This window comes from Nocardia implantans (assembly GCF_035544775.1).
Classification (GTDB): Bacteria; Actinomycetota; Actinomycetes; order Mycobacteriales; family Mycobacteriaceae; genus Nocardia; species Nocardia implantans.
In genome coordinates, this window is the sequence record NZ_JAYKYQ010000007.1 from 64,173 (window position 1) to 85,748 (window position 21,576).

The 21,576-nt window shown below is 69.3% G+C and carries 11 protein-coding genes; 7 read left to right on the forward strand and 4 right to left on the reverse strand.

Features of this window, described 5'->3' with window-relative positions:
* The first annotated feature begins 259 nt into the window (after positions 1–259).
* The 7 genes from U3653_RS17805 to U3653_RS17835 all read left to right on the forward strand — a co-directional run bounded on the left by U3653_RS17805 (position 260) and on the right by U3653_RS17835 (position 8,776).
* Positions 260–1,744 (forward strand): FAD-binding oxidoreductase, encoded by a 1,485-nt coding sequence (locus U3653_RS17805; RefSeq protein WP_195081346.1) that lies wholly within the window; start codon positions 260–262, stop codon positions 1,742–1,744.
* A gap of 330 nt (positions 1,745–2,074) precedes the next feature.
* The gene (locus U3653_RS17810; RefSeq protein ID WP_195081345.1) at positions 2,075–3,331 is read left to right on the forward strand and encodes an ABC transporter substrate-binding protein; all 1,257 of its coding nucleotides are present in this window, start codon (positions 2,075–2,077) and stop codon (positions 3,329–3,331) included.
* Between the two features lie 86 nt (positions 3,332–3,417).
* Positions 3,418–5,427, forward strand: coding sequence for an ABC transporter permease (locus U3653_RS17815; RefSeq protein WP_195081344.1), 2,010 nt, complete (start codon positions 3,418–3,420; stop codon positions 5,425–5,427).
* Positions 5,420–6,229: an ABC transporter ATP-binding protein gene (locus tag U3653_RS17820; protein ID WP_195081343.1), complete on the forward strand. Its 810-nt coding sequence runs from the start codon at positions 5,420–5,422 to the stop codon at positions 6,227–6,229. Before U3653_RS17815 ends, U3653_RS17820 begins: the two co-directional genes overlap by 8 nt.
* Positions 6,226–6,996 (forward strand): ABC transporter ATP-binding protein, encoded by a 771-nt coding sequence (locus tag U3653_RS17825; protein ID WP_195081342.1) that lies wholly within the window; start codon positions 6,226–6,228, stop codon positions 6,994–6,996. Before U3653_RS17820 ends, U3653_RS17825 begins: the two co-directional genes overlap by 4 nt.
* A 78-nt stretch (positions 6,997–7,074) precedes the next feature.
* Positions 7,075–7,746, forward strand: a complete 672-nt coding sequence (locus U3653_RS17830; RefSeq protein ID WP_195081341.1) for a TetR/AcrR family transcriptional regulator — start codon at positions 7,075–7,077, stop codon at positions 7,744–7,746.
* Positions 7,747–8,011: 265 nt separating this feature from the next.
* On the forward strand, positions 8,012–8,776 hold the full coding sequence (locus tag U3653_RS17835) for an MsnO8 family LLM class oxidoreductase (protein ID WP_195081340.1): 765 nt from the start codon (positions 8,012–8,014) through the stop codon (positions 8,774–8,776).
* Here U3653_RS17835 and U3653_RS17840 read toward each other — a convergent pair.
* Genes U3653_RS17840 through U3653_RS17855 form a run of 4 tightly spaced genes read right to left on the reverse strand, consistent with a single transcriptional unit; the run spans position 8,663 to position 21,574 of the window.
* The gene (locus U3653_RS17840; RefSeq protein ID WP_195081339.1) at positions 8,663–10,417 is read right to left on the reverse strand and encodes a hypothetical protein; all 1,755 of its coding nucleotides are present in this window, start codon (positions 10,415–10,417) and stop codon (positions 8,663–8,665) included. The two genes, U3653_RS17835 and U3653_RS17840, sit on opposite strands and share 114 nt — an antisense overlap.
* Positions 10,418–10,419: 2 nt before the next feature.
* Positions 10,420–15,030 carry a hypothetical protein gene (locus U3653_RS17845; RefSeq protein ID WP_195081338.1) on the reverse strand — a complete coding sequence of 1,537 codons (4,611 nt, stop codon included), beginning with the start codon at positions 15,028–15,030 and terminating at the stop codon, positions 10,420–10,422.
* Positions 15,030–18,350 (reverse strand): hypothetical protein, encoded by a 3,321-nt coding sequence (locus U3653_RS17850; RefSeq protein WP_195081337.1) that lies wholly within the window; start codon positions 18,348–18,350, stop codon positions 15,030–15,032. Before U3653_RS17850 ends, U3653_RS17845 begins: the two co-directional genes overlap by 1 nt.
* Positions 18,350–21,574 carry a HEAT repeat domain-containing protein gene (locus tag U3653_RS17855; protein ID WP_195081336.1) on the reverse strand — a complete coding sequence of 1,075 codons (3,225 nt, stop codon included), beginning with the start codon at positions 21,572–21,574 and terminating at the stop codon, positions 18,350–18,352. Before U3653_RS17855 ends, U3653_RS17850 begins: the two co-directional genes overlap by 1 nt.
* Positions 21,575–21,576: the final 2 nt, after the last annotated feature.

Here is a 21,576-nt window from a genome sequence, read left to right on the forward strand (position 1 = left end):
GTCATGGTCGCCGCGGCGACGCTGGGCGCGCGATGTTTTCCCCGATGATCCAGTTTTGCGGTTCTCCATCAGCGCATCCGCCTCGGCCGCGCCGGAGCGCAACGGCCATCAGGGGAACGATCCGCCAACAACGCGGCCCGGACACCGCCACGTCACACCGTTACCGTTCGGGAATCGACTACGGCGGATTGCCCGGCGATCGGCGGGTAAGAGTTCCCTTAGCAGCCGGGTGGCGTAGCCCGATCGAGAGGACCTGGACTTGAGCGATCTTTCTCGTCGTGACCTGCTCAGGGGGTCGGCGGCCGCCGGCGTGGGAGCGGTCGCCGTTTCGGGCCTCACCGCCGCAGACACTCCGCATATCGCGTACGCGAGTCCGGAATGCCCGCCCGCGACGCTGACCGGTCACATCGTTCGTCCCGGTGACGCGTCCTACACGGACGCACGCCTCGGCTGGGACCAGCTCTTTTCGCACTACCCGCTGGTCATCGTCTTCGCGCAGGAGACTCAGGACGTGGTGAACGCCCTGACGTGGGCGCGGCAGCACGACGTCGCGTTGCGGGTGCGCAGCGGCCGCCACGCCCTCGAGGGCTGGTCGAACGTCGACAACGGCATCGTGATCGACGTCAGCCGGCTCAAGTCGGTCCGGATCGATCCCGGCGCTCGTATCGCGACGGTCGGCGCCGGGCTGAACCAGTTGGAGGCGGTGACGACGCTCGCCGAGCAGAACCTTGCGATCACGACCGGGAGTGAGGGCAGCGTGAGCGTGTGCGGGGCGACGCTCGGCGGTGGCCTCGGGCCCCTCAACCGCTGGCTCGGCATGGCCTGCGACAGCCTGATGGCGGCTGAGGTCGTCGTCGCGTCGGGTCGAGACTGCGCCGAGGTGATCAACGTGGATTCGCAGCAGCACTCGGACCTGCTCTGGGCGCTGCGCGGCGCGGGAAACGGCAACTTCGGGATCGTCACACAACTCACCTACCAGGTGTATTCACTCACGCGGCTGGCCAATGTGCAGGCGACCTGGAATGGACTCGGTGACCTGGACGGGGTCTTCGAGGCATGGCAGCGGACGGTGCCGTCCGCCGACAGCCGTCTGGGATCCGAGCTCGAGATCCACAAGTCCCAGATCCTGCTGTCCGCGTGGCTTGTGGAGGGGGAGGCGGCTCAGGCCGGAGAGATGCTCGCTCCGATCCTCTCGGTCGGCACGCCCGACGTCACGGTGCAGGTCGGTAATTGGGGCGATATTTTCGCGCGAGCGCAGATTCCGCTCGCGCAAGAGCCCGCGAACTGGAAATTCTTCTCGCAGTTCGTCAAAGAGCCGTTGCCGAAGATGGCGATCGACATCATCGGCTCCTTCATGCGCAACGCTCCCACAGAGGACAGCAACTACTTCGTCGACGCTTTCGGCGGCGCGATCAAGAGCGAGCCGCGCGGCGGGACCGCGTTCGTCCATCGCGACGCGCTTTTCTACGGTGAGATCGGCGCAGCTTGGGGGACTCGTTCGACTCAACCAGGCGTCAGCGACCCGCTGACCCCGCAGGCCCAGGCCTGGATCGCCGAGTTCAGCCAGGCGCTGCGGCCCTACGTGGAAGGCGCCTACGTGAACGTGCCGAACGTCGGAATGCAGGAATGGGAAACCGCCTATTGGGGGAGCCGGCACTTCGAACATCTGCGAAAAATCAAGGCGAAGTACGACCCCGACAACGTCTTCCAGTACGAGCAGAGTATCCCGCCCGCCTCACGCTGATCGGCAGTCTGCCGGGAGCCGGCGTCATGCCTGCGACGAGACCGGCCTCCGCGCGCACCGCGACATCGATATCGTCGCCGAACGGGCCGGCGTCCTGCCGGAACCGGCTTCGGTCGGTCCGGTCGGAATGTGCCGCTCTCCTGCCGAAACCCTGCCGGAATCGAAGCTTGACACCCCTGTAAGGCTGAGCTAGCTTCAGGTGGCCCAGATCACAGGAGCAGATCGGGTCGTCGGAATCGCGCGAGGTGCGGTGCGGCGTTGAATTGGCAGCTCGACGGGGCGGTTCGGCATGCGCGCCGGAACCGCGACCGGCCTGGAAAGGCATTCACTATGAGTATCAAAACCGGTCGAATCGCCGCTGCGGCATTGGCTGCGGCATGCGCGTTCTCCGTCGTTTCGTGTGGTGACGACAGCAAGTCCGCCACCGGAGAATCGTCCATTCCGCCGGGGGTCGTGGCGAACGGCGAACCGATCAAGGTGGGCCTGTTCAACCCGTCGAAGGGACCGGCGACCCAGCCGGGCGTGACCACGGGCAAGAACGCCGCGATCGAATACATCAACAAGCAGATCGGCGGCATCGACGGCCGCCCGATCGAAGTCGTCGACTGCGGAATCGACAACACCTCACCGGAATCGACCATCTCCTGCGCCAACCAGTTCGTGCAGGCCGGGGTGGTCGCGACCATCGACGGCTACAACGCCGAATCCGCGGCCGCTATGCCGATCCTGAGCTCGGCGGGAATCCCGCTGATCGGCCAGATTCCCTTCAACACTGCCACCGGAGCGGTCACCGAGAACCGGGTGTTCTTCGGCCCGCCCCCGGCGGCCTTCCTGGTCGGCTTCCTGCAGTCGCTCAAGCAGGCCGGCAAGAATTCGCTGACTCTGGTCAATTCCGATCTGCCCCAAGCGCATCAGGTGTTCGACCAGCTCCTCGCCCCGCTGGGAAAGCAGCTCGGCATCGACGTCAAGAGCGCCTACTACCCGCCCGCCTCCCCCAACTTCACCGCGCTGGCCTCCACTATCGCCGACGGCAATCCCGCCGCAGGGGGCCTGATGACCTCACCCAACGACAACACCTGCAACAAGCTCGCCCAGGCGCTGAAGTCGGTGAAGTACACGGGCACGATCTTCCTCGCCGCCTGCACCGATTTCGTCGACGTGCTGGGTCCGCAGGCTGTCGGCTCGCAGGCCTATTCGCCGGTCTGGCTGCCGCCCGCCGTCGACGCCGCTCCCGAGCCCGCGAAATCCAATCTGAAGATCGCCGAACGGTTCATCGAGAACGCCGGCGGGACGACGGGCTTCTACGCCTACGGCACCTTCGCCACCTTGGTCGATTTCGCCCAGGCACTTACCGCGAAGCAGCCGGCCGAACTCACCGGACCCGCGATCACGGCCGCGCTCAAGGGACTCACCGACTACCAGAGTTTTCTCGGTCCCAAGCTGAACTGCGGTAAGCCGACCAGCCCGAACTGCACCACGGACATGCTGCTGTTCGAGGTCACCGCGGACAAGAAGCAGGCGCCGGTGACCGGTGGCTTCCTCACGCCGAGCCCCGAAGTTCTGAAGCTGATTCCGGGTGCGGCGTAGCCGACCGAAGTGACCGGGGGCGGGCCGTTCGAACTCGAGCGGCCCGCCCCTTTCCACCTCGGCCATTCAAGAGAAATCGGGATCACATGGCCCAGTTCTTGCAATTCGTCTTCTTAGGTCTGTCGACCGGCGCGGTATACGCGGTGCTCGCCTCCTCGCTGGTCGGCGTGCACGCCGCCACGGGAATCATCAATTTCGCGCAGGGCGCTTTCGCACTGTGGGCGGTATATGTCGTGGCCGCGCTGCGCACCGACGGCACCTTCGTCCTGCCCGTCGGCAGTCTCTCCCTCGGCACCGCCGACCATCCGACACCGATGGTGGTCGCCGCGGCGCTCGGCGTCGGCTCTGCGGCGGCCTGGTCGCTGCTGGCGCACCTGCTGGTGTTCCGGCCGCTGCGCAAGGCGCCGGTGCTGGCCCAAGTGGTGGCATCGGTCGGGCTCATGCTGTTCCTCCAGGCCCTCGTCGGGTTGCGGTTCGACACCGAAAACCTCTTCGCGACACCGCTTCTGCCGGAGAACACCGTCACGGTGGCCGGTGCGACGGTCAATGTGTCGGATCTGATCCTGGCCGGCGTCGCGATCGCCGTCGCGGTCGGGCTGCGCGCATACTTCACGCTCACCACCGTCGGGATCGCGACTCGCGCCGGTTCCGAGGACGAACTCGCGGCACGGCTGACCGGTTACTCGCCCGACCGGCTGGCCGCGATCGTGTGGGTGATGACCGGCGCGGCCTGCGGGCTCATCGGCGTCCTCGCCGCCTACACCATCGGCCTCAACGAGACGAGCTACACCTTCTACGTGATACCCGCGCTGGCCGCGGCACTGGTCGGGCGGCTCGCGTCGTTCGGCGTGGCCTGCGCTGCCGGCTTGGTGCTCGGATCGTTCCAGGCAGTCATCCTGTGGGCCGACACCAAAGACTTCTGGCCGAACTGGGCCCAGGCCGGGCTCGGCGACGCGGTGCCCTTCGTGATCATCATCATCGCGCTGTTCCTGCTCGGCGGCAGGATCCCGGCGCGCGGTTCGCTCGGGTCGGTGCAGATGCCCGCCGTCACGATCCCCCGGATCCGGTTGGCGCCGACGCTGACCGTCGTCGCGATCGCCCTCGCGGCCATCGTCTCGACCACGGGCACATGGCGGTTCGGCGTCGTCACCTCCATCATCCTGTCGCTCATCGCGCTCTCGCTGGTGCTGCTGACCGGCTACCTCGGTCAGATCTCCCTCGCCAGTATGGCTTTCGCGGGCACCTCCGGATTCGCGCTGTCGAAGCTGGCGAACAACTGGCACGTGCCGTTCCCGCTCGGCATGATCGCGGCGGCGCTGGTCGCCACCGCGCTCGGCATCCTGGTCGGCGTGCCCGCGCTGCGCATCCGCGGCGCCCAGCTGGCGGTGGTGACCCTGGCGGCCGCACTGGCCATCCAGGGCTTCGTGTTCAACAATCCGTCGCTGACACCGGCGCAGGGCAATCTCATCGCCGACCCCACCCTGTTCGGCGTAGATCTCGGAGTCCGGGATGGTACCGACCTGGTCACCTTGCGGTTCGCCCTGATGGTGCTGGCGGTGGTCGCGATCTGCACGCTCGGGGTGATGCGGATCATGGGCGGCGCCACCGGACGGGCGCTGCTGGCGGTGCGTTCCAACGAGCGGGCGGCGGCCTCGGTGGGCATCGACGTCGCGAAGACGAAGCTGCTCGGCTTCGCCGTCTCGGCCTTCCTCGCCGGCGTCGGAGGCTGCCTCATCGGTTACAGCCGCGGGCAGCTCTCGGCAGGGTCGTTCACGGTGATGATCGGCCTGACGGTGCTCGCGATGACCTACGTCGGCGGCATCACCTCCGTCACCGGCGCGTTCATCGCCGGGATCACGGGCCCGCTCGGCGTCGGTTACGTATTCCTCAACCAGACACTGGAACTCGGCGAGTACTACGAGCTCATCGCCGCGGGCGTGCTGCTGCTGATGGCGGTGCTCAACCCGGTCGGCGTGGCCGGGGCGATCACCGGGACGACACACCGTCTGAAGGCGGTGATCGCCCGCCGATCAGGCGGCGAACCCGCGGCCGCACCGGCGCCGGGCGCACAGGAGAAGGCGGCGGCACATGTCTGAGACCACGACCCTACTGCGAACCGAGCGACTGTCGGTGCGCTACGGCGGCGTCGCCGCCAACTCCGATATCGACATCACCGTCGGCGCCGGCGAAATCGTCGGCCTGATCGGGCCCAACGGCGCAGGCAAGACCACCTTCGTCGACGCGGTCACCGGCTTCACCGATGCGACCGGGCACGTCACCCTCGAAGGCGTCGCGCTCGACCGGTTCGGACCGCATCGCCGCCGCCGCGCCGGACTGGCAAGGACCTGGCAGGCCGGAGAACTGTTCGGCGACCTGACCGTGAAGCAGAACCTCGCCGTCGCGCTGCAGCGCACCGGTCTGCGTTCCCTGCTGACCGACATCGTAGGGCGGTCCGCGCCACCGGGCGAGACCATCGAGGCCGCACTGGATCTGGTGGGTGTGCCCGGTGTCGGCGGCTTTCGCCCCACCGAACTCACCCTTGGGCAGCAGAAACTCGTCGGCGTCGCCCGCGCCCTCGTCGGCGGCTCCAGGGTGGTGTTGCTCGACGAACCCGCTGCCGGGCTCGACACCCACGAAAGCACGGAATTCGGGCAGCATCTGCGCCGGATCGCGGCTTCGGGCATCGGCGTGCTGCTCATCGACCACGACATGCAGCTCGTGCTCGACATCTGTGCCCGCCTGTACGTCCTGGATTTCGGCGTCGTCATCGCCAGCGGCGAACCAGCTCGGATTCGGGAGGACCCCCGCGTGATCACCGCCTATCTGGGCACCGCCGCACACGGCGAGGACGCGCGACCACCGGCGACGGCCGACCGGCCGGCAGGAGAGAACGAATGACCAGCCCCGCCGCGACCCGCCCCGTCCAGTCCCGGACCGAGCCCGTCCTGAGTATCGAAGGGCTCACCGTCGGCTACGGCGGCGTCCCCGCGGTGCGCGAACTGAGCGCGCGGGTCAGGGCGGGTGAGATCCTCGCCCTGCTGGGCCCCAACGGCGCGGGTAAGACCACGACCCTGCTGGCGACGGTCGGTGCGCTGCCGATCATCTCCGGCGCCGTCACCGCGCTCGGCGAACCTCTGGACCGGCGCGTGGAACGCAACGCGCGCCGCGGCGTGATCCTGGTGCCCGACAGCCGCGGGGTGTTCCACCGCCTCTCGGTCGAGGACAACTTACGTCTTTCCCGTCGCAAGAACAGTCCCGCTCTCGACGACGTGCTCGACTACTTCCCGAAGCTGCGCACGCTGCGCGCCCGCCGCTGCGGCACGCTCTCCGGCGGTGAACAGCAGATGCTCGCCCTGGCCAAAGCCCTTCTGTGCGGGCCGAAAGTACTACTCATCGACGAACTCAGCCTCGGGTTGTCCCCCATCGCGGTGGAAGAGCTGCTGCCTCGCTTGCGTGAGATCGCCGACGACCAGCACATGGCCGTGGTGCTGGTCGAGCAGCACATCGGACTCGCGCTGTCGATCGCCGACTCGGCGGTGGTGCTCCACCACGGCCGGGCAGCGCTGACCGGTTCCGCGACCGAGCTGCGGGAGCGCCGGGACAAGGTCGAAGCGGCCTACTTCGGTAACCTCGAGGACGCGTCGGAGAATCCGGCGCGGAACTGACGCTCGCGATGCCACGCCCCCGACTCCTGCGGAGGTGGCGCCGCATCGAGAGCTTCGTCGGGCGAAGAGGGGAGGAACGTGACCGAGAGCGGGCACCGGGATCGGCGCAAAGGCGCGCCCGCGCGCCGCAGCACTCGCAACCGTCCGACCGACACACAGCTGCTGGACGCGGCGTGTGCGGTGATGGCAGAGGTCGGCGTCGATCGCGCCACGATGGACGCCATCGCCAGCCGTGCCGACACCTCGCGGGTGACGCTCTACGCCCATTTCGGCTCGCGCGACGCCCTGGTCCACGCCGTGATCGAACGCGAACTCGACAAACTCACCACCTGGATGTTCGAGATCTACGATCACGGCGAGACGATGAATTACGGTAGGCGGGCCAGGTACTCGATCGAGTCGCTGTTCGAATACGCGCGCCGCCACCCCCGCGGCTTCCGCGTGCTGCTGGACAACCGATACGACGACACCGATCCCGGGCGGCGGCTCTCGGCCGCTCTCGAACCCCGCGTCGCCGAGGAACTGCGCGCCAATTACGCCGAGCGTGGAACGCCCATCGGCCGCGGCGCCGACACCCTCGCCACCATGCTGCTCGGCATCAGCCTCGACATCGCCTACCGGGCGGTCATCGTCGACGGCGCGGACATCGGCGCGGCCTGCGACCTGGCCGTCACCGCCTCACTGGCGGTTCTGCGCGCGATCGACCCTGGCCAGCTGCGCGCTCTCGACACCACTCCCGCGCAGGGCTAGTGGACCTTCACTCCACCGCCCCGCTCGTCCTGCCCGCCGCCATCACCTCTTGTCGGAGTTCGAAACGGCTTCTCAGCTTTCGGGTCGTGGATCCGTCCCGAGTACCGCAGAGGTGTGTCGGTGTGCCCGTCCCAGTGGATCCCGCTCCCGCTATCCACCGATCGAGCCCCGAACTCGGAGGATGGAGACCTCGCGCACGATGGATGGTGCATGTCGGTCGGAACTGGACAAGCGCGGGATCCTGCCGCGGAAGGGACCCTCGACGATGAAACATCAGCATAAGGTTCACATCTCGGTTCTGGACACGGCTCCCATCACGCAGCTATCGAACGCGCGCATGGCGCTGCGTAACAGCATCGAACTGGCGCAGCTGGCCGACGATCTCGGCTACCACCGATATTGGGTGCCCGAACACCACGGAATGCCAGGCGTGGCCAGCGCGGCACCGGCAGTTGTCGCCGAACGCATTGCGTCGGTGACACAGCGGATACGGGTCGGAGCCGGCGGAGTGATGTTGCCCAACCACGCTCCCATCGTGATCGCTGAACAGTTCGGCACGCTGGAGGCTTTCCACCCCGGACGTATCGATCTCGGTCTCGGGCGTGCCCTCGGCGGACCTCGCGACATCGCCGACCGCGTGCGCAGCGAACAGGAACGCACGGCCACACCATTCGACGATCAGGTACGGGAACTGCTCGCGCTGTTCGAGGCGGACAACGACGGCGGCCGAGCGGCGGCGGTGCCCGCCGTAGGCAACAGACCGGAAATCTGGATGCTCGGCAGCGGTGACCACACCGCCCGAATCGCGGGGAGCCTCGGGCTCCCGTTTGTCGCCGCCCACCATTTGCAGTTGCTGAATACCGTTGCGGCAGTCCGGACATACCTGCGAACATTCCAGCCGTCATCGCTAGTCGCCCTACTGAGCCGGGCGCCGCGCGATAGCCGAGTCGAACGCGAGCTGGCTTGCGCCTTCGCCGCGACCGACACCGACACGCCGAGTTGTCCAGCGCAGGTAGCTGCCGTCGGGTAGGCGCGTAATGCTAGGCTGGCGGCGAATGAGTAAGCCCTCGCGCGGGATCTCGGCATCGGCGATCTCGCGGGTGTCGGTCCGAGCGAGGAAGCGGCCCTGCGGCTCGGCCTGTGTGCCGTCGGGACGCGGCATGCGACCTTGCACCAGCTCGACCGACCGGTATCCGGTGGAGCGCGGCACGTACGGGATCCAGCGCGCTGGTACCCCCGTCTGCAGCGAATAGTCCAGTGCGGCCCGCGTCACCGGTCCGCGCGTGGGTGCGGGCGGGTCGTCGTGTTCGCGGGAGCGATCGCGGGCCAGCCCGCTGGGCCCTTCGACGGAACGTTCCACCGCCCATACCAGGTTCGCCATCTCGTCACGCAGGAACAGAACCTCCTCGACCGCCGGTCCGTCTTGCACCGCGACCGCGCCAGGAGGCACCAGCAATCCGTCCGCGGTCACTCCGTCATCGGAGGTGATCGTGAACATGCGCCAGCGACTGTCGGGGCTGGTCACGTCGGTCGGACGCACCACGAAGTGCTCGCCGAAGGTCGTTGTGTAGACCACGGATTCGACGGTGGTCAACGAACCGAACGGCACGTCGACCGGTACCACCAGCCAGTCGTTGCCGTAAGTCAGCGCGAACTCGGCCACCAACAACCGGGCCAGATCCCACGGCTCGCTCTCCACCACACCGAGGCTGACCGCCGCGTCCTCCATCTCCCACAGCCGATCGGCGGGCATGCCCGGGTAGCGCAAGGGAGTTGCCAGCAACGCATGCACCCGGCGCTGCGGCGGCGCAGCGGCGCGCGCCCCGACGGGCTCGGACAGCGTCGCGCCCGCTGCGGCGGGTTCGAAACTGTACCAGTCGACATCGCCTCCCGTATGCGAAGGCGCATCCAGGACGACGTCGCCCGCGCCGATCCGGAAGGAATGTTCGAGCCGTGGCCCGACCCAGGCATCCGTCCCACCCGCCGGAGGCGACACCTCGGCGCGATACCAGGACAGCCAGGGATCGGTCACTGCCCGTACCCCCGCCTCATCGGCTCCCGTCAGCCAAGCCGGCAGCGCCGGTGCCGCCGCCCCCAACGCGTCGGCGATCAGTTCCCCATCGGCCATGCCGCGGCCATCGAGCAGCCGCGCCAGCCGCAGCCAGTGCGGATCGAGCGCGGCGTGCGTGCCGTCCGGGTGATGCAGCGGGTCCAGATCCAGCGGGCAGTTGACGACGACGTCGGCGCGCAGGCCACCGAGCCCGGCGTCGGCGAGCGCGGCCAGCAACGCCGCCGCCGCCTCCGCACGTGCCCGCAGGCCTGGCGAAACCTCGCCCACCGGTTCGCGCTCGACCAACGGCTCCAACAACTCCTGACGCTCGCGGCCGAACGCGATGCCCGCGGTGTCGTCACGCGCCGCCCACCGATCCACCGCCGTGGTGGCGGTAACCACCCGCACGGTGAGCGGCGTACCGGCGTCTTCTCCCTCGAATTCACCGAGTTGCCATTGCCGGCCGATCAGCCACAGCGGATCGTGCACGCGCGCTTGGGTTCCTGGACTCGGGTCACCTGAACTGCTCTGCGGCTCCAGCCGGGTCCATGTCGGGGGGTCCGCCAGCGCGAAGACCGGCATCTCGGTCAGTTCCCGAGCGGAAATGAAGTCGGCTGCCATGATTACTGCTCCGCCTCGAGATAGTCGAGCACGCTTCTTGTGTCGAACTCGGTCGCGACCTTCGCCCATTCGATCACCGGCTCACCTTGCAGCGACCAGTCACGGAAGTACAGCGCGGGCAGGTATCGCCCGGCGTAGGGCAGCTGCTGCAGGGTGAGCAGCCGCATCCTGGCCAAGGCCATCGTCTCGTCGAGCACCGCCACGAGCTTGTCGGCGTCCCAGTCCGAGCCGTCCGCGGACAACGCCAGGAGGATCGCCTGCGGCGGACGGGAGCCGGGTGCGTTGGCATTGAGCGCGATCGCGGTCGTCGTCACGTCGACCAGTTCGGGTGCGGCGTCCGGGTCGGTGGGATCTCGCCGCTCGAGCCGCCGCGGCAGCACTTCGGTCCACTCGTCCAGCACGACGCCCGCCACTGCGCCGGAGAGGTCGGCGCCAGGCGGCCCGGCCACCTCGACCACCGTGTTCGTCAGCGGCACCATCGGCGGACGGCCTTCGGGGAACGGTAGGCCGACCCACGACCCATAGGCCCCGGCGGGCGACTGGACTGCGCGTAACCGGGGATGCATGCCGAATGCTTCACGGACGAGCAGCGTTTCGCCGAATGTGCCGGTGTGCGCGCGCATCCGCCCGGCGCGCTCCAGCCACGGCCGCAGGTCCGCCCCGGGCCGCGGGTTCACCGCGGTGGTACCGACCGCACCCGACCACAGGTCGGTTTCGCCGGCCCTCGGTGCGAACAGCAGAGGAATTGCCCGGAACTCGCCGCCGAACACCACGCGCAGCGCCTCGGTCGCCAGTTCCACCACCGACTTCGCCGGCATGTCCACGGTAACCCTCGCCAGCAGAGCGGCCGCCGCCGCCGCTCGCTGCTCGGCTTCCTCGACCAGAGCGTGCCGGGTCGCGGCCTGCTCGCCGACGTCGGCCGCACCCGCCCCGACCGGCGCACGCACACCGAATCGGAGCAGCATCGGTTCCGGATCGACCCCTGTCGCAGCCGCTTTCAGTTGATCGGTGGCCTGTCGCGCCCGGGCCAGCAGTTCGGCAGTGTCAGGCGCTCGGCCCACGTCCGCCGCGGCGAGCGGGCGGCCGAGGTCGGCCACGTCGAGCGCGCGCCCGCCGGTCAACAAAGCCCGCAGCATCGAGGCCAGCTCCCAGTAGGGGGCGAGTGCCGAGAAGTCGTCGCCGAGATCGGGGAACCGCACCCGTAGCCGGCGGACCAGTGTCGAGGCGCCGACGTTGTCGCCGTCGCTGTCGTAGAGCATGTCGAGGGCGGACAGGCCGGAATAGGCGACGTTCAACGCACGATCGGGCACGATCGGGATAGTCGACGGGTCCGGTAGTGCCCGCTGCGCCCACGCCTCGAGTCGCGGTTCGGCCGCTGCTCGTGGACTCATCGGACTCCACCCGGGCACCCGGGACGGCAACGGGTCCGGCACGACGATCGCGATCCGGTGCTGAATCGGTACCCCGGTGCGGGGCGTGCGGACGACGTCGGGGTCGGGCGGCACGGCCTCTCCGGCGCCGAGCACATCGAGCACGGCCGCGGCCCGGGTGGGGTTCCCGGAGACCAGCTGGTGCACCGACTCGGCCAGCAGCAAGTCGGCGACCGCGTCGTGGGTGTGCTCGAGTTCGGCGATTGCGGCGAGCACCGCCTTCGACTCGTCGGGAAGCGGCGGCACCCACTGGTCGATGTACCGGTTGTCGGTGGGGCCTTCCTCCAGCTTCTGCGCGATGAGCTGCGGGTCGATTGCCATCAGCCGCAGGCCGTCCACCACATCCGACGCTGCCAAGCCCTCCTGTACCGGTGCGCCGGGTTCGGTGAGCTTGCCTGACCGCAGCGGAGCGAGTGTGCGTAGCACATAGATGAAACGGTCGAGTTCGAGTTCACCGCCCGAGCGTTCGTGCAGCCGACGCTCCAGCCGGTAGCCCAGTAGCGCGCCCAGCGACTGGCCGTTGCGTATCCCTTCCAGCAACGACAGCGCGTCGCGTGTGCGGTTGCTCGACAGGTCGATGTCGAGCGCATCGGTGTTCGGGTCGCCGCGGCGATGCGTGAGCCTGCCGCTGCGCAGTACCGCGGCGGTCGCGGCGTGGGTGAGGCTGGGCGCGTGCACGTATCCGCCGTCCGCCCCATCCTGCAGCACATCCAGGCCGTCGACGGTCCCCGCGTCGGCCGGCACGCGGATCTCGATGTTCTCCAGCCATCCGTACGCGCCGATGTACGCACCCCGCGGCCGGCTCGACCGCACGTCGGCGAGCCGACGCGCGGCCGCGGCGGAGATCCAGGCGTCGAGGCGGTGCGAGCAGCAGTCCAGCGTCTCGGCGAGCAACAGCCGGCGCTCATCGAGCGAGTCGATTCCCGCGATCGTCTCGAGCGCCGACCGGAACCGCGCGCCCCAGCCGGTCCGCAGGAGCAGCTCGCCGATCACCTGCAGGCCCGCCGCGCCGGTCAACAGCTCCAGCCGCACCTGTCTGCCCGCGACCCGTTGCACGGTAGAGCGCGGCGCGAGCGCCGGGATCGGGTTGCGATCGGCGATCGTTCGCGGATCCAGCCGTCCGACGCGCTCCTCGATGTGCACTGCCGCCGCCGATACCATCGGGTCGTCCCAGCCGCGGCCCTCCAACAGCGAGTCGACGGCTGCCCCGACGAGGTCGCGGTCGAAATCGGTTCGGCTCTCGCCGATGATCTCGTGCAGCAGACCGGCCCGCCCGGCTGGCAGCACCGAGTCGCGGGCGTGCTGTTCGACCGCTGCCGCATGCGCCAGCAGCACCTGCAGCACGCTCTTGGGCCCGCCGGGCGGCTCGCCGCGCAGCAGCGCCTCGACGAACGCCGGATCGGAGTCGTGCGCCAGCGGCAGGGCCAGCGACCGGGTCATGGCGCCGAGCAGATCGTTGTCGTCGAGCGCGTTGTCGGCGACGCCCGCGAGCAGCAGCAGCGTCTTCGTGATCTCGCGGCCGCTGCGGGTATCGCCGAGATCCGGCAGCGTCAACGCCATCGCGCCGCGGACGATCGGGTCGGGTGAGAGCGCCGTGCGCACCCGCAGGCCGCGCAGCACGGCGTCCGTGCCCAGGATCCGTGGTAACGCGTCGTCGAGGGGCTGGTTCATCACCGTCGCGACGTCGCCAAGCCCGTCCTCCCATATCCGCCGAACCTGCTGGTCGATGAACGGGACCAGCCGGTTCTCCACGAAGCCACCGCGTAGCGGTTGCCATGCCTCGTCGGTTCGGACGACGGGGAGCAGCCCGTAGGGCTGTTTGCCCAGCCGCAGCACCGGCAGCGGCCCGCGCCCGCGGACATGGTGAATCCAATGGTTACGCACGGCATCGAGCGCGGCGCTGTCGAGCCGCCGATCACCGTTGGCGCGACCGGCCGGGGTGAGGTGCTCGATCGCCTCACCCCAGGTCGTCGCCCACAGAGCCGTGTTGAACGCCGCCGCGTGCGCCTGCTCGCGGCCATCGGCGCCGGCCAAGGACATGGTCGATGACGGGGAGACGCCGAGCGCGGCTGCCGACACCGCCGCGTTCGAGCCCGGCGCGGCAGCGGAGATGTCGGTGTCCGGCGGAGCGGGCGGGGTCGATTTGCTCCACCCCGAACGCGCCGACTCGGTGTTGTTCGTCGGCGTACCCTGCGCAACGAATTCGGCGCCGTCGGTGAACTGGTGCGAGCGCAGGAGTTGTTCGAGCCGTTGCGCACTTGCCGCGCCGTCCAGAGCGGCGCGGACGCCGAATACCAGCAGCCTGCGTACGGTCACCCCCGGCCGCGGCAGGGTGACGGTCACGGCCATCCCGATACGGACCGCCTCGTCGTAGTCGACCAGCCAGCGCAGCGACTCATCGATCGGCGGCAGGTCCCGGCCCTCGATTCGCAGCGCACTCAGCTCGTCGCGGTCGGTCAGGCCGGTGGGCACTTCATCCGGTATCGCGTTGCCCGCCACCGTGACCGGCGCTGCCCCGTCCTGCTCGATCCGGACATAGAACCGGTCCGGCAGGGTGCGCGCCGCAGGTGGGCGGGCGGTGCGCGGCGGCGTCGCCGGGAAGTCCGGTGGGTCGGCGGGCCGCCGCGCCAGGTTGCGCGGGCGCAGCGCTTCGGCCACCCACGTGGCACGGCGTCTCCCCGTCGCGGCCAGCAGCGTCTGCCATGCGGCGGAGGTCGCGGCGGGATCCGGCCACACGGCGGTCCAGTACGTGATGCCCGCCTCGCGCTCAACGTCCGACAAGCCCTCGTCCAGCGACTCCGAGTGCAGCGTGTCGTGGTAGATCCGCACGCGCAGCCGCGCGCCGTCCTCGGTCGAGCGGGTCTCCACCCGCACCGGCAGCAGCGCCAACGGCAGGTCGGCGTCGAGCCGCAACGTGTTGCCCAGCAATCCACCCAGTTCGAGCCGCACCCGCTCGTCGAGCTCACTGATCGCCCGAGCCGCCGCGGCGCGCTGCTCGACCAGTTCATCGACCCGAGCGGCAGCGGCGTCGCGGTCGCCCGGTGCGCCGGATACCTGAATCTCGCCGAGATATCCTCGTGCCGAGGAGATTTGCGCCACCTGTTCGTTCAGCGAAGCGATCAGCTTCGACCGTTCGGCCGTGGCGGCAGCCAGCCGAATCCGCGCTCGCCCCAGTTCGGCCATCACAGCACCGCCCCCGCGACCATCTTCTTGGCAAGGAACGCGGCTCGCGCCGGCAGTTGGAAGAGCAGATACGCCGTCTGCGCGCTCGACGCACCCCAGCGGCAGTTGTCGAAGGCGATGTCGGTGTGCGTGGTCGCGTCGAGGAACCCGCCGGGCCGGTTGACGCCGAGGTCGGTCCACACCAGATTGTCTCGGGTGATCGGCCCGTCACGGGACGGGTCGAGGCCGAAGCGCGGCTCTGTCGGATTCTCGGACAAGGTGAACCACCATTTCTCGCCTGGCGTATCGATGCGTTCGCGTGGCATCGCGAACCCGACCAGCAGCAGGTTGGGCGGCAGATGAACGTGGAAGAGGGTCTTGATCGGAGAGTCGGCCTCGAAGACGGGGATGCCGCGGTCGCTGGCGGCTTCGCGCGCGGCGTGCGCGACGACGCCGGGGTAGCGGCGGATGAGGTCGCCACGTACCAAGAAGACCAGCTGCCCGTCGAGGTGCGGATCGACATGGGACCGCAAACCGCCACTATGCCAAGCCGTCTCGTGCAGATCTGCCACCAGCTCCTTGGCGCCGGTCCAGAACGAGTCGAAGTAGGTGCCGCGCTGATCTGTCGGGAACTCGCGCCACAGCAGCTCGCGCGCCATCTCGTGGTTCAGGCCGATCAGATAGGCTTCGATGAACCGGTTGTTGGTGAGCAGCAACGTCGCCATATCCGGCGACTCGATCAGCCCGAGCCCTGGGACCATCCATTCGCGGTCGTAGCGGTGCAGCGGCTCGTACATCGGGTAGGTGAAGCGCGGGTGCGCCATCACCGGCTCGACCAGCAGGTCATCGAACCAGTCCGGCCGCAGCCAGTTCGGGAATCGGCCGCTGCCGAGGTGCAGTCGCGCCGAGACCCGGGCCGGGATCGTGCGGGCGGGATCCAGCTTGCGGACGAGCTCGAGCGCCGGAGCGTTGATCCGCCCCCGTGCCGGTGCGGTGAACCGATCATCAATGACCACGCTGGTCGCGATCGCGCGCAGCGCCGCCGAGATCCGGCCGCCGCCGACGTCGATGCTGTCGCCGATCAAGCCGGTCAACCGGGTTGCGGTCTGCGCGAACTCTTCGTCCAGCGCGGTAGCCTCCCACCGCACTGCCCACTCCCTGGCGCGAGCTGCGTAGTCTCGCAGTGCGACCGGTGAGACGAATACCTGGTCCGATTCGCGTGCCGGTCCGAGCGGCTCGAGCTGCAGCCGCTCGGCGTCCGCGCGAGCGACGGGGAACTGGAGCAGTCCGACGATGTCGGCGCCTGCGACGATCTCGCCGAGCATCGTCGCGAATGCCAGCCCGTTGGCGGCGGCGTCCGCGCTGTGTTCCATCTCCGTATCATCGGGCGCGGTGCGGACCAAGCGGGCGCCGAGCGACTCGATGATGTGTCGGCCCAGCGGGACCGGGTCCTGTGGGATCTGATCGAGCGATTCGGGCGTCAACAGCTCCGACGGCGTCGGCTGGGTGAACGACTCCTGCCAACGGGCCAGCAGGGTGTCGCGGTCGACCTGTGGGTCGACCGCCTGGGCGAGGCCGGCGGTGAGCCGCGCTCTGGCCGCGGCGCTCAACGCGCGGATACCGTCCGGCGCAACGTATTTCGCGACCCAGTTGCGGGTGAATCGGTCCGGCAGCACGGTCAGCGCGTCGACACGGGCTCGGCGCAGCGCCGCCTCGCGCACCGCCGTCTTCACGATCGGCCCGCGCACCCGCGACAGCCGACGGAAGGCGCCTGCCGTCACCGCGTGCGGCAGGCTGGACGCGCCGAGGACTGCCCACACGCTGCGACCAGGCGAGTCCAGCACCTTGCCATGCACCCGTTCGGTCGTCGCGAGGACAGCGGCGTCGGTGAACCGGGACAAGTGACGGCGGTGCAGCGAAGCGGTGACGTGTTTTGCCAGCTGCGCCAGCCGCAGCGCCCGGTTGGCCGCCTCGATGCCGGTGATCTGGTTCCAGGCTGCGGCGATCAGATCCTCCTGCTCGGCCTGGACGACCCGCGTGCCCAGCCCGCCGACGATCCGGTTACGTGGATCGGTGTTCAGCTCTCGGAACCATTGCGGCTGGCTCGACAACTGTGGTTCGGCCATCTCGATCCGAGGCTGGCGCGCGTGCATCGCGCCGTAGAGCGGCGGTCCGACCAGCGGCGGCCCGGGGTCCTCGGCGTGCGCGAGTCGCTCCGGCCGGTTCAGCGTCGACACCAGCGTGTCGGTGACATCGCCGGGCCACTGCTGGTCCGCCTCGGTCGGCCATTCTTCCTCCGGCACGGACTCCGGTTTCTGCGGCGACACGACCGGACCGGCCACCACCATCTCCGCGCCCTGGGACTCGGCCGTCAGTTGGAGTTCGGGCCAGGGATGTGTGGTGTCGACCCGGCGGCGCCCGACCCCGGGCGGTGCCACCCGAGGCCGCAACTTCCGTGCCAGGCTCTCGAAATTGCCGTCCTGCGCGGTGGCGAAACTCCACGAGTAGTAGACCGGCAGCGTCACCATGTCGAGCGGGTCGCCGGCGGTGGAGTCGGCCGCTGTGCCCCACGCCGGCGCGAGCGTCGTCACCGGAGTAAGCCCGAGCGCTGCTTGTGCGCCGGCCAGGAACGTCGGCACGACGCACGCGGTGTAAGCGGTGTTGTCATCGAGCCGGCGCGGGCAGACCAGCCGGCTCAGGTTGTGCGCGGCGTTCGCCTCGCCGAGGCGGCGTTCGAGTGTGGGTTCGGTCTCGGCGTCAGCGGCCTTGGCGCCCGTTACCTGGGCGTGCGCCCAGGCCCACGCGTCGTGCAGCGGCTGCAACTGGTCGCGTCGGATCCGCGCCACCCGCACCGATCCGCGCTGCTCGCCGAATTCGACGAGTCGTTTCTGTGCGACCACGAGTGTCAGCCAGGGCACCAGCCGGCCCTGCTCGTCCGGCCCCGCGGGCGTGAACAGCCACGGCAGGTCGGGCCGATCGAATTCGACGTGCACCAGGTCGTCCACCTCGGCGTCGACGGCGTCGTCCTTCGGGAAGGCCCGGATCACCTGACGCGGATCGACCTCGAGGACGTCGGCGGGACCGTAGACGCGCACACGCATCTCGGCGTCCACCGAGCCGCGCTCGTCGACGACCGGCACTTTCAGCTCCACCGCTGCGCGGCTGGGCAGGTTCCAGTCGAACGGCGTCGTCAGCGCGGCGGCGATGCCGGTGCGCGCGTGCGGCATGAACACGTAACGGTCCAGCACGATCTGTTCCGGGGGGAGCGGCTGCTGCAGCGCCGCGATGACATCGTCGGCGCGAAACCTCGCGCCCGCAAGCGATTCCAGGGTGTCGGCCATCAGGAAACTCCGAGCCGTGCGAGTTGGGTGTCAGCGGCCAGGTGCTGCTCCGCCGCGTGGGTATAGGTCTGCCACTGCCCGTCCGTGGCGACAGTCGCCTTGGACACCACCGTGACCTCGGCTGGATCGGCGAGCACGATCGGATCGCGGGCGGCGGAATACCGGCTGCGCGCGCGCAGTTCGCTGCGCGCCGCGGCCCCTGCGTGCAACGCCACGGACGCGGTCGAGGCGAACAACGTGTCTGTGCCGATGAGGTGGAGTCCGAGCAACTCGTCGTCGTCGCAGACGAACGTCTCGTAGCGCGATTGGGTCTCGCGGGCAGCGTCGAAGTTCGCGCCTTCACCGGGTGGCCGGATGCGCGCACCGGCGGGCATCTGCTCGAAGCTCGGCCGCGACAGTTTCTGATCTTCTGCGAGGTCGAGATACGAACCCGGCGCGAACGAGTCGGTCACCTGGCTCACCGCGCCGACCGGTGTGTTGTTCACCAGCGGCACCCCCAGGTGTACCCGGCGCTGCCCCTCGGGGACGGGGTTGGCACTCACCCGCGTGACGATCGTCTCGAGCGGCACCGCGTGCTGGCGCACGTCGAACAGCCCCATCGGGTGCACCGTCACCTCGACCTCGCTCGGCGGCGCGGTCTTCAGCCGCACCACGCGGTCGGAGTCCGGTGGCGACAATGCCTGCCACGCTCCGGGATTGCGATGCAACGCGGCGTGCACGAGCTTGCGGGGCTCCGCCGGGGTCGGCGGCGGGTTGTCGTTGTCACCCCAGGTGAACGGGCCCACGTCGATATCGGCACTCGTCCACAGGACCTCCACCTCGGCGCTGCCCGCCGCCCGCCAGGGCGCCGGGCCCGACAGATGCAGCGTCAGCGAAACGCCCGCGAGGGTGGTTCCGAACACGTGCACGGTGAGACCGGCGTTGGCGTCGATCAGGAACGAGAAGGAGGGCGAGAACAGCACCAGCGCGTCGAACGCGAAATGCCCACTGATATCGGCCACTCCGACGTCGGCCGACATCTCCACCCGTGAACCCAGCTGCACACTGTTCGTTGTCACCGCGAAGTAGGCCTCCGCCCGCAGTGACAGGATCGCCGGGGGCGAGAGATCCATGTTCAGCCGTGTCATTCCGGCGAGTTCTCGCGGCGGCTGGTAGCGCGGGTGGAATCCGCCCGCGCTGATCGCGATCTCGGGTGATCCGCCCCATCGCAACAACAGGCCGATGTCGCCGCCGACGGCGAACCCGGCGATCCTGGAACCGTTGAGTGATACCAACACCAGCAGGTGGTCGGCAGTGATCTCGCCGTAGACGAGCGCCCGCAGGTCGACGATCGGCACGTCGGGGGTCGGCAGCGCGACGCGCACGCGCCCGATCAGCACGATGCGCGGATCGGGCAGCGACACGATCACACCGACCTGGGCGGTCAGGAAGCTGACCGGCCGGCCCCAGCCCAGCTCCAGCATCGGCCCGACGACGATCGATCCCGGCGACGTCGGGAATACCCGCTCCAGGGTGCTGAGAATGGCGGGTGCCGCCGCGACGGGGTCGGCGGGAAACAGGATGTGGTCGAGCGCGCCGTCGGCCATGGCCACACGCAGCGCATCGCTGTCGAGGCTGTGCTGGATGCCCAGAATGCCGCCGACCGCGTTGAGGGTGAACCCGAACGTCAGGTCCATCGGTGGGCGGAACTCCACCGACATCACTATCACGAGCGCGAATTCCGGATCCAGCGTGAGCAACCCGACCGCCTTGATCTCGACCGGTCCCATGCGCAGCTGCAGCGCGCCCCCGAATCCACCGGGACGGATGCCGAGATACCCGCCGCCGCGCACGATCCCGGTGTCCAGCAGCAGGCCGATCCCGGTGGGCTCGCGGACGGCGACCGACACGGGGTTCACGCCGTCGCGCACGGCCGCCGGATCTATGCGCAGGTGCACGCCCGCCCCGTCGACGGTCGCGACTACAACGCCGAGCTCGGTGGTCAGTCCTGCCCCGACGTCGACAGTGTTCGGAACACCCGCAGGCAGCTCGACGGCGATCTCGCGGACGTCGATCGGGCCCTCCTTCGCCCTGGCGGGCAATACGACGCGGGTACCGCCGCCGATCGTCACGCCCCGGCCCAGCTCGACGCCGACGACCGCGTCAGCCTGGAATGAGCCTGCCGCACCGGCGAACAGCGCGGCGAGGGCGCCGCCTCCGACACCGGCCGAGAGCCCGGTCAACGCCAACTTGATCCCGAAGTCCGGTTTCTGCCCGGTCGTTCCGAGCCGCACGGTCACCTTCGCTTGGTCGAACCTCACGCCGACCGGTGCGGCGAACAGACTGCGTCCAGGGGCGATGAGCGTGTACTCGAGGGCGCCGTCCGCGACCCGCAGTTGTGGCACGGCCTTCGGAAGCCCGAGCTGGGCGGCGAGGCCGCGTGGAACCACAGCATCCCAACCGATCCTCGTGGCCAGCAGACCGGTCAGTGACAGGCCACCGACCGCTGCCGTGGCGTCGCCGATCGCCTTCAGCGCGATCCCCATCTGCAGCGCGGCTCCGGCAAGGTCGAGCGCCGCGATCCGAGATGGCACCAGGTCCAGTGCCGCATTCGCGGCCACGAGCAGGCTCGCGACCGCTCCGCCCGCATCCGCGAACCCGGGGACAGCAACGCCGGCGGCGAAACTGGGGACGTCGGCGAGCAGGCCGCGTAGCTCGGCCAGACGCGCGAAGGCGAACTCCAGAGCGCTCGCGAGCAGTTCGGTGGCCAGCGCTGGGTCGGGGTTGCGCGCGGACAAGCCGATCGCGAGGTCTTGCACGGCGGGCGCGGGATCGGCCGCCGCGACTGTTTGTACCGCCGCGGCGACCGTCGGGTCCAACGGAGGAGTCAGTCCGCGGAACGCGATCAGCCGCACACCGGCGTCGGCATCGCCGAGGCACTCGGCAATGAGATCTTTCGCCGCGTCACCGGCCGATGTCGCGCCGAGCGCCGCCGCGGCTCGGGTGCCTGGATCGGCGTGCTGCGCGGCGATGGTCAGTACCGGCACGGCCGCGGCGCTGTGGGTCCGGTCGACAGCGATCGTCGCGAGCAGCGAGGCCGCGCGCGCGGCAACCGCGGGCTCGGGATCGGCCACCAGTATGGTCAGCGCATCGAAACCGTCGCCGCCGACCTCGGCCGCCGCGGCGCGATAGTCCGGTTCGTCGGCGTCGAGCAGTTCGCGAATGCGTTCCTGTGATATGGGCATGT

What these genes read in the sequence shown, in the direction of transcription:
- U3653_RS17810 (WP_195081345.1), top strand. Translation starts at nt 2,075, where the DNA reads ATGAGTATCAAAACCGGTCGAATCGCCGCTGCGGCATTGGCTGCGGCA.
- U3653_RS17815 (WP_195081344.1), top strand. Translation starts at nt 3,418, where the DNA reads ATGGCCCAGTTCTTGCAATTCGTCTTCTTAGGTCTGTCGACCGGCGCG.
- U3653_RS17820 (WP_195081343.1), top strand. Translation starts at nt 5,420, where the DNA reads ATGTCTGAGACCACGACCCTACTGCGAACCGAGCGACTGTCGGTGCGC.
- U3653_RS17825 (WP_195081342.1), top strand. Translation starts at nt 6,226, where the DNA reads ATGACCAGCCCCGCCGCGACCCGCCCCGTCCAGTCCCGGACCGAGCCC.
- U3653_RS17835 (WP_195081340.1), top strand. Translation starts at nt 8,012, where the DNA reads ATGAAACATCAGCATAAGGTTCACATCTCGGTTCTGGACACGGCTCCC.
- U3653_RS17840 (WP_195081339.1), bottom strand. Translation starts at nt 10,417, where the DNA reads ATGGCAGCCGACTTCATTTCCGCTCGGGAACTGACCGAGATGCCGGTC.
- U3653_RS17845 (WP_195081338.1), bottom strand. Translation starts at nt 15,030, where the DNA reads ATGGCCGAACTGGGGCGAGCGCGGATTCGGCTGGCTGCCGCCACGGCC.
- U3653_RS17850 (WP_195081337.1), bottom strand. Translation starts at nt 18,350, where the DNA reads ATGGCCGACACCCTGGAATCGCTTGCGGGCGCGAGGTTTCGCGCCGAC.
- U3653_RS17855 (WP_195081336.1), bottom strand. Translation starts at nt 21,574, where the DNA reads ATGCCCATATCACAGGAACGCATTCGCGAACTGCTCGACGCCGACGAA.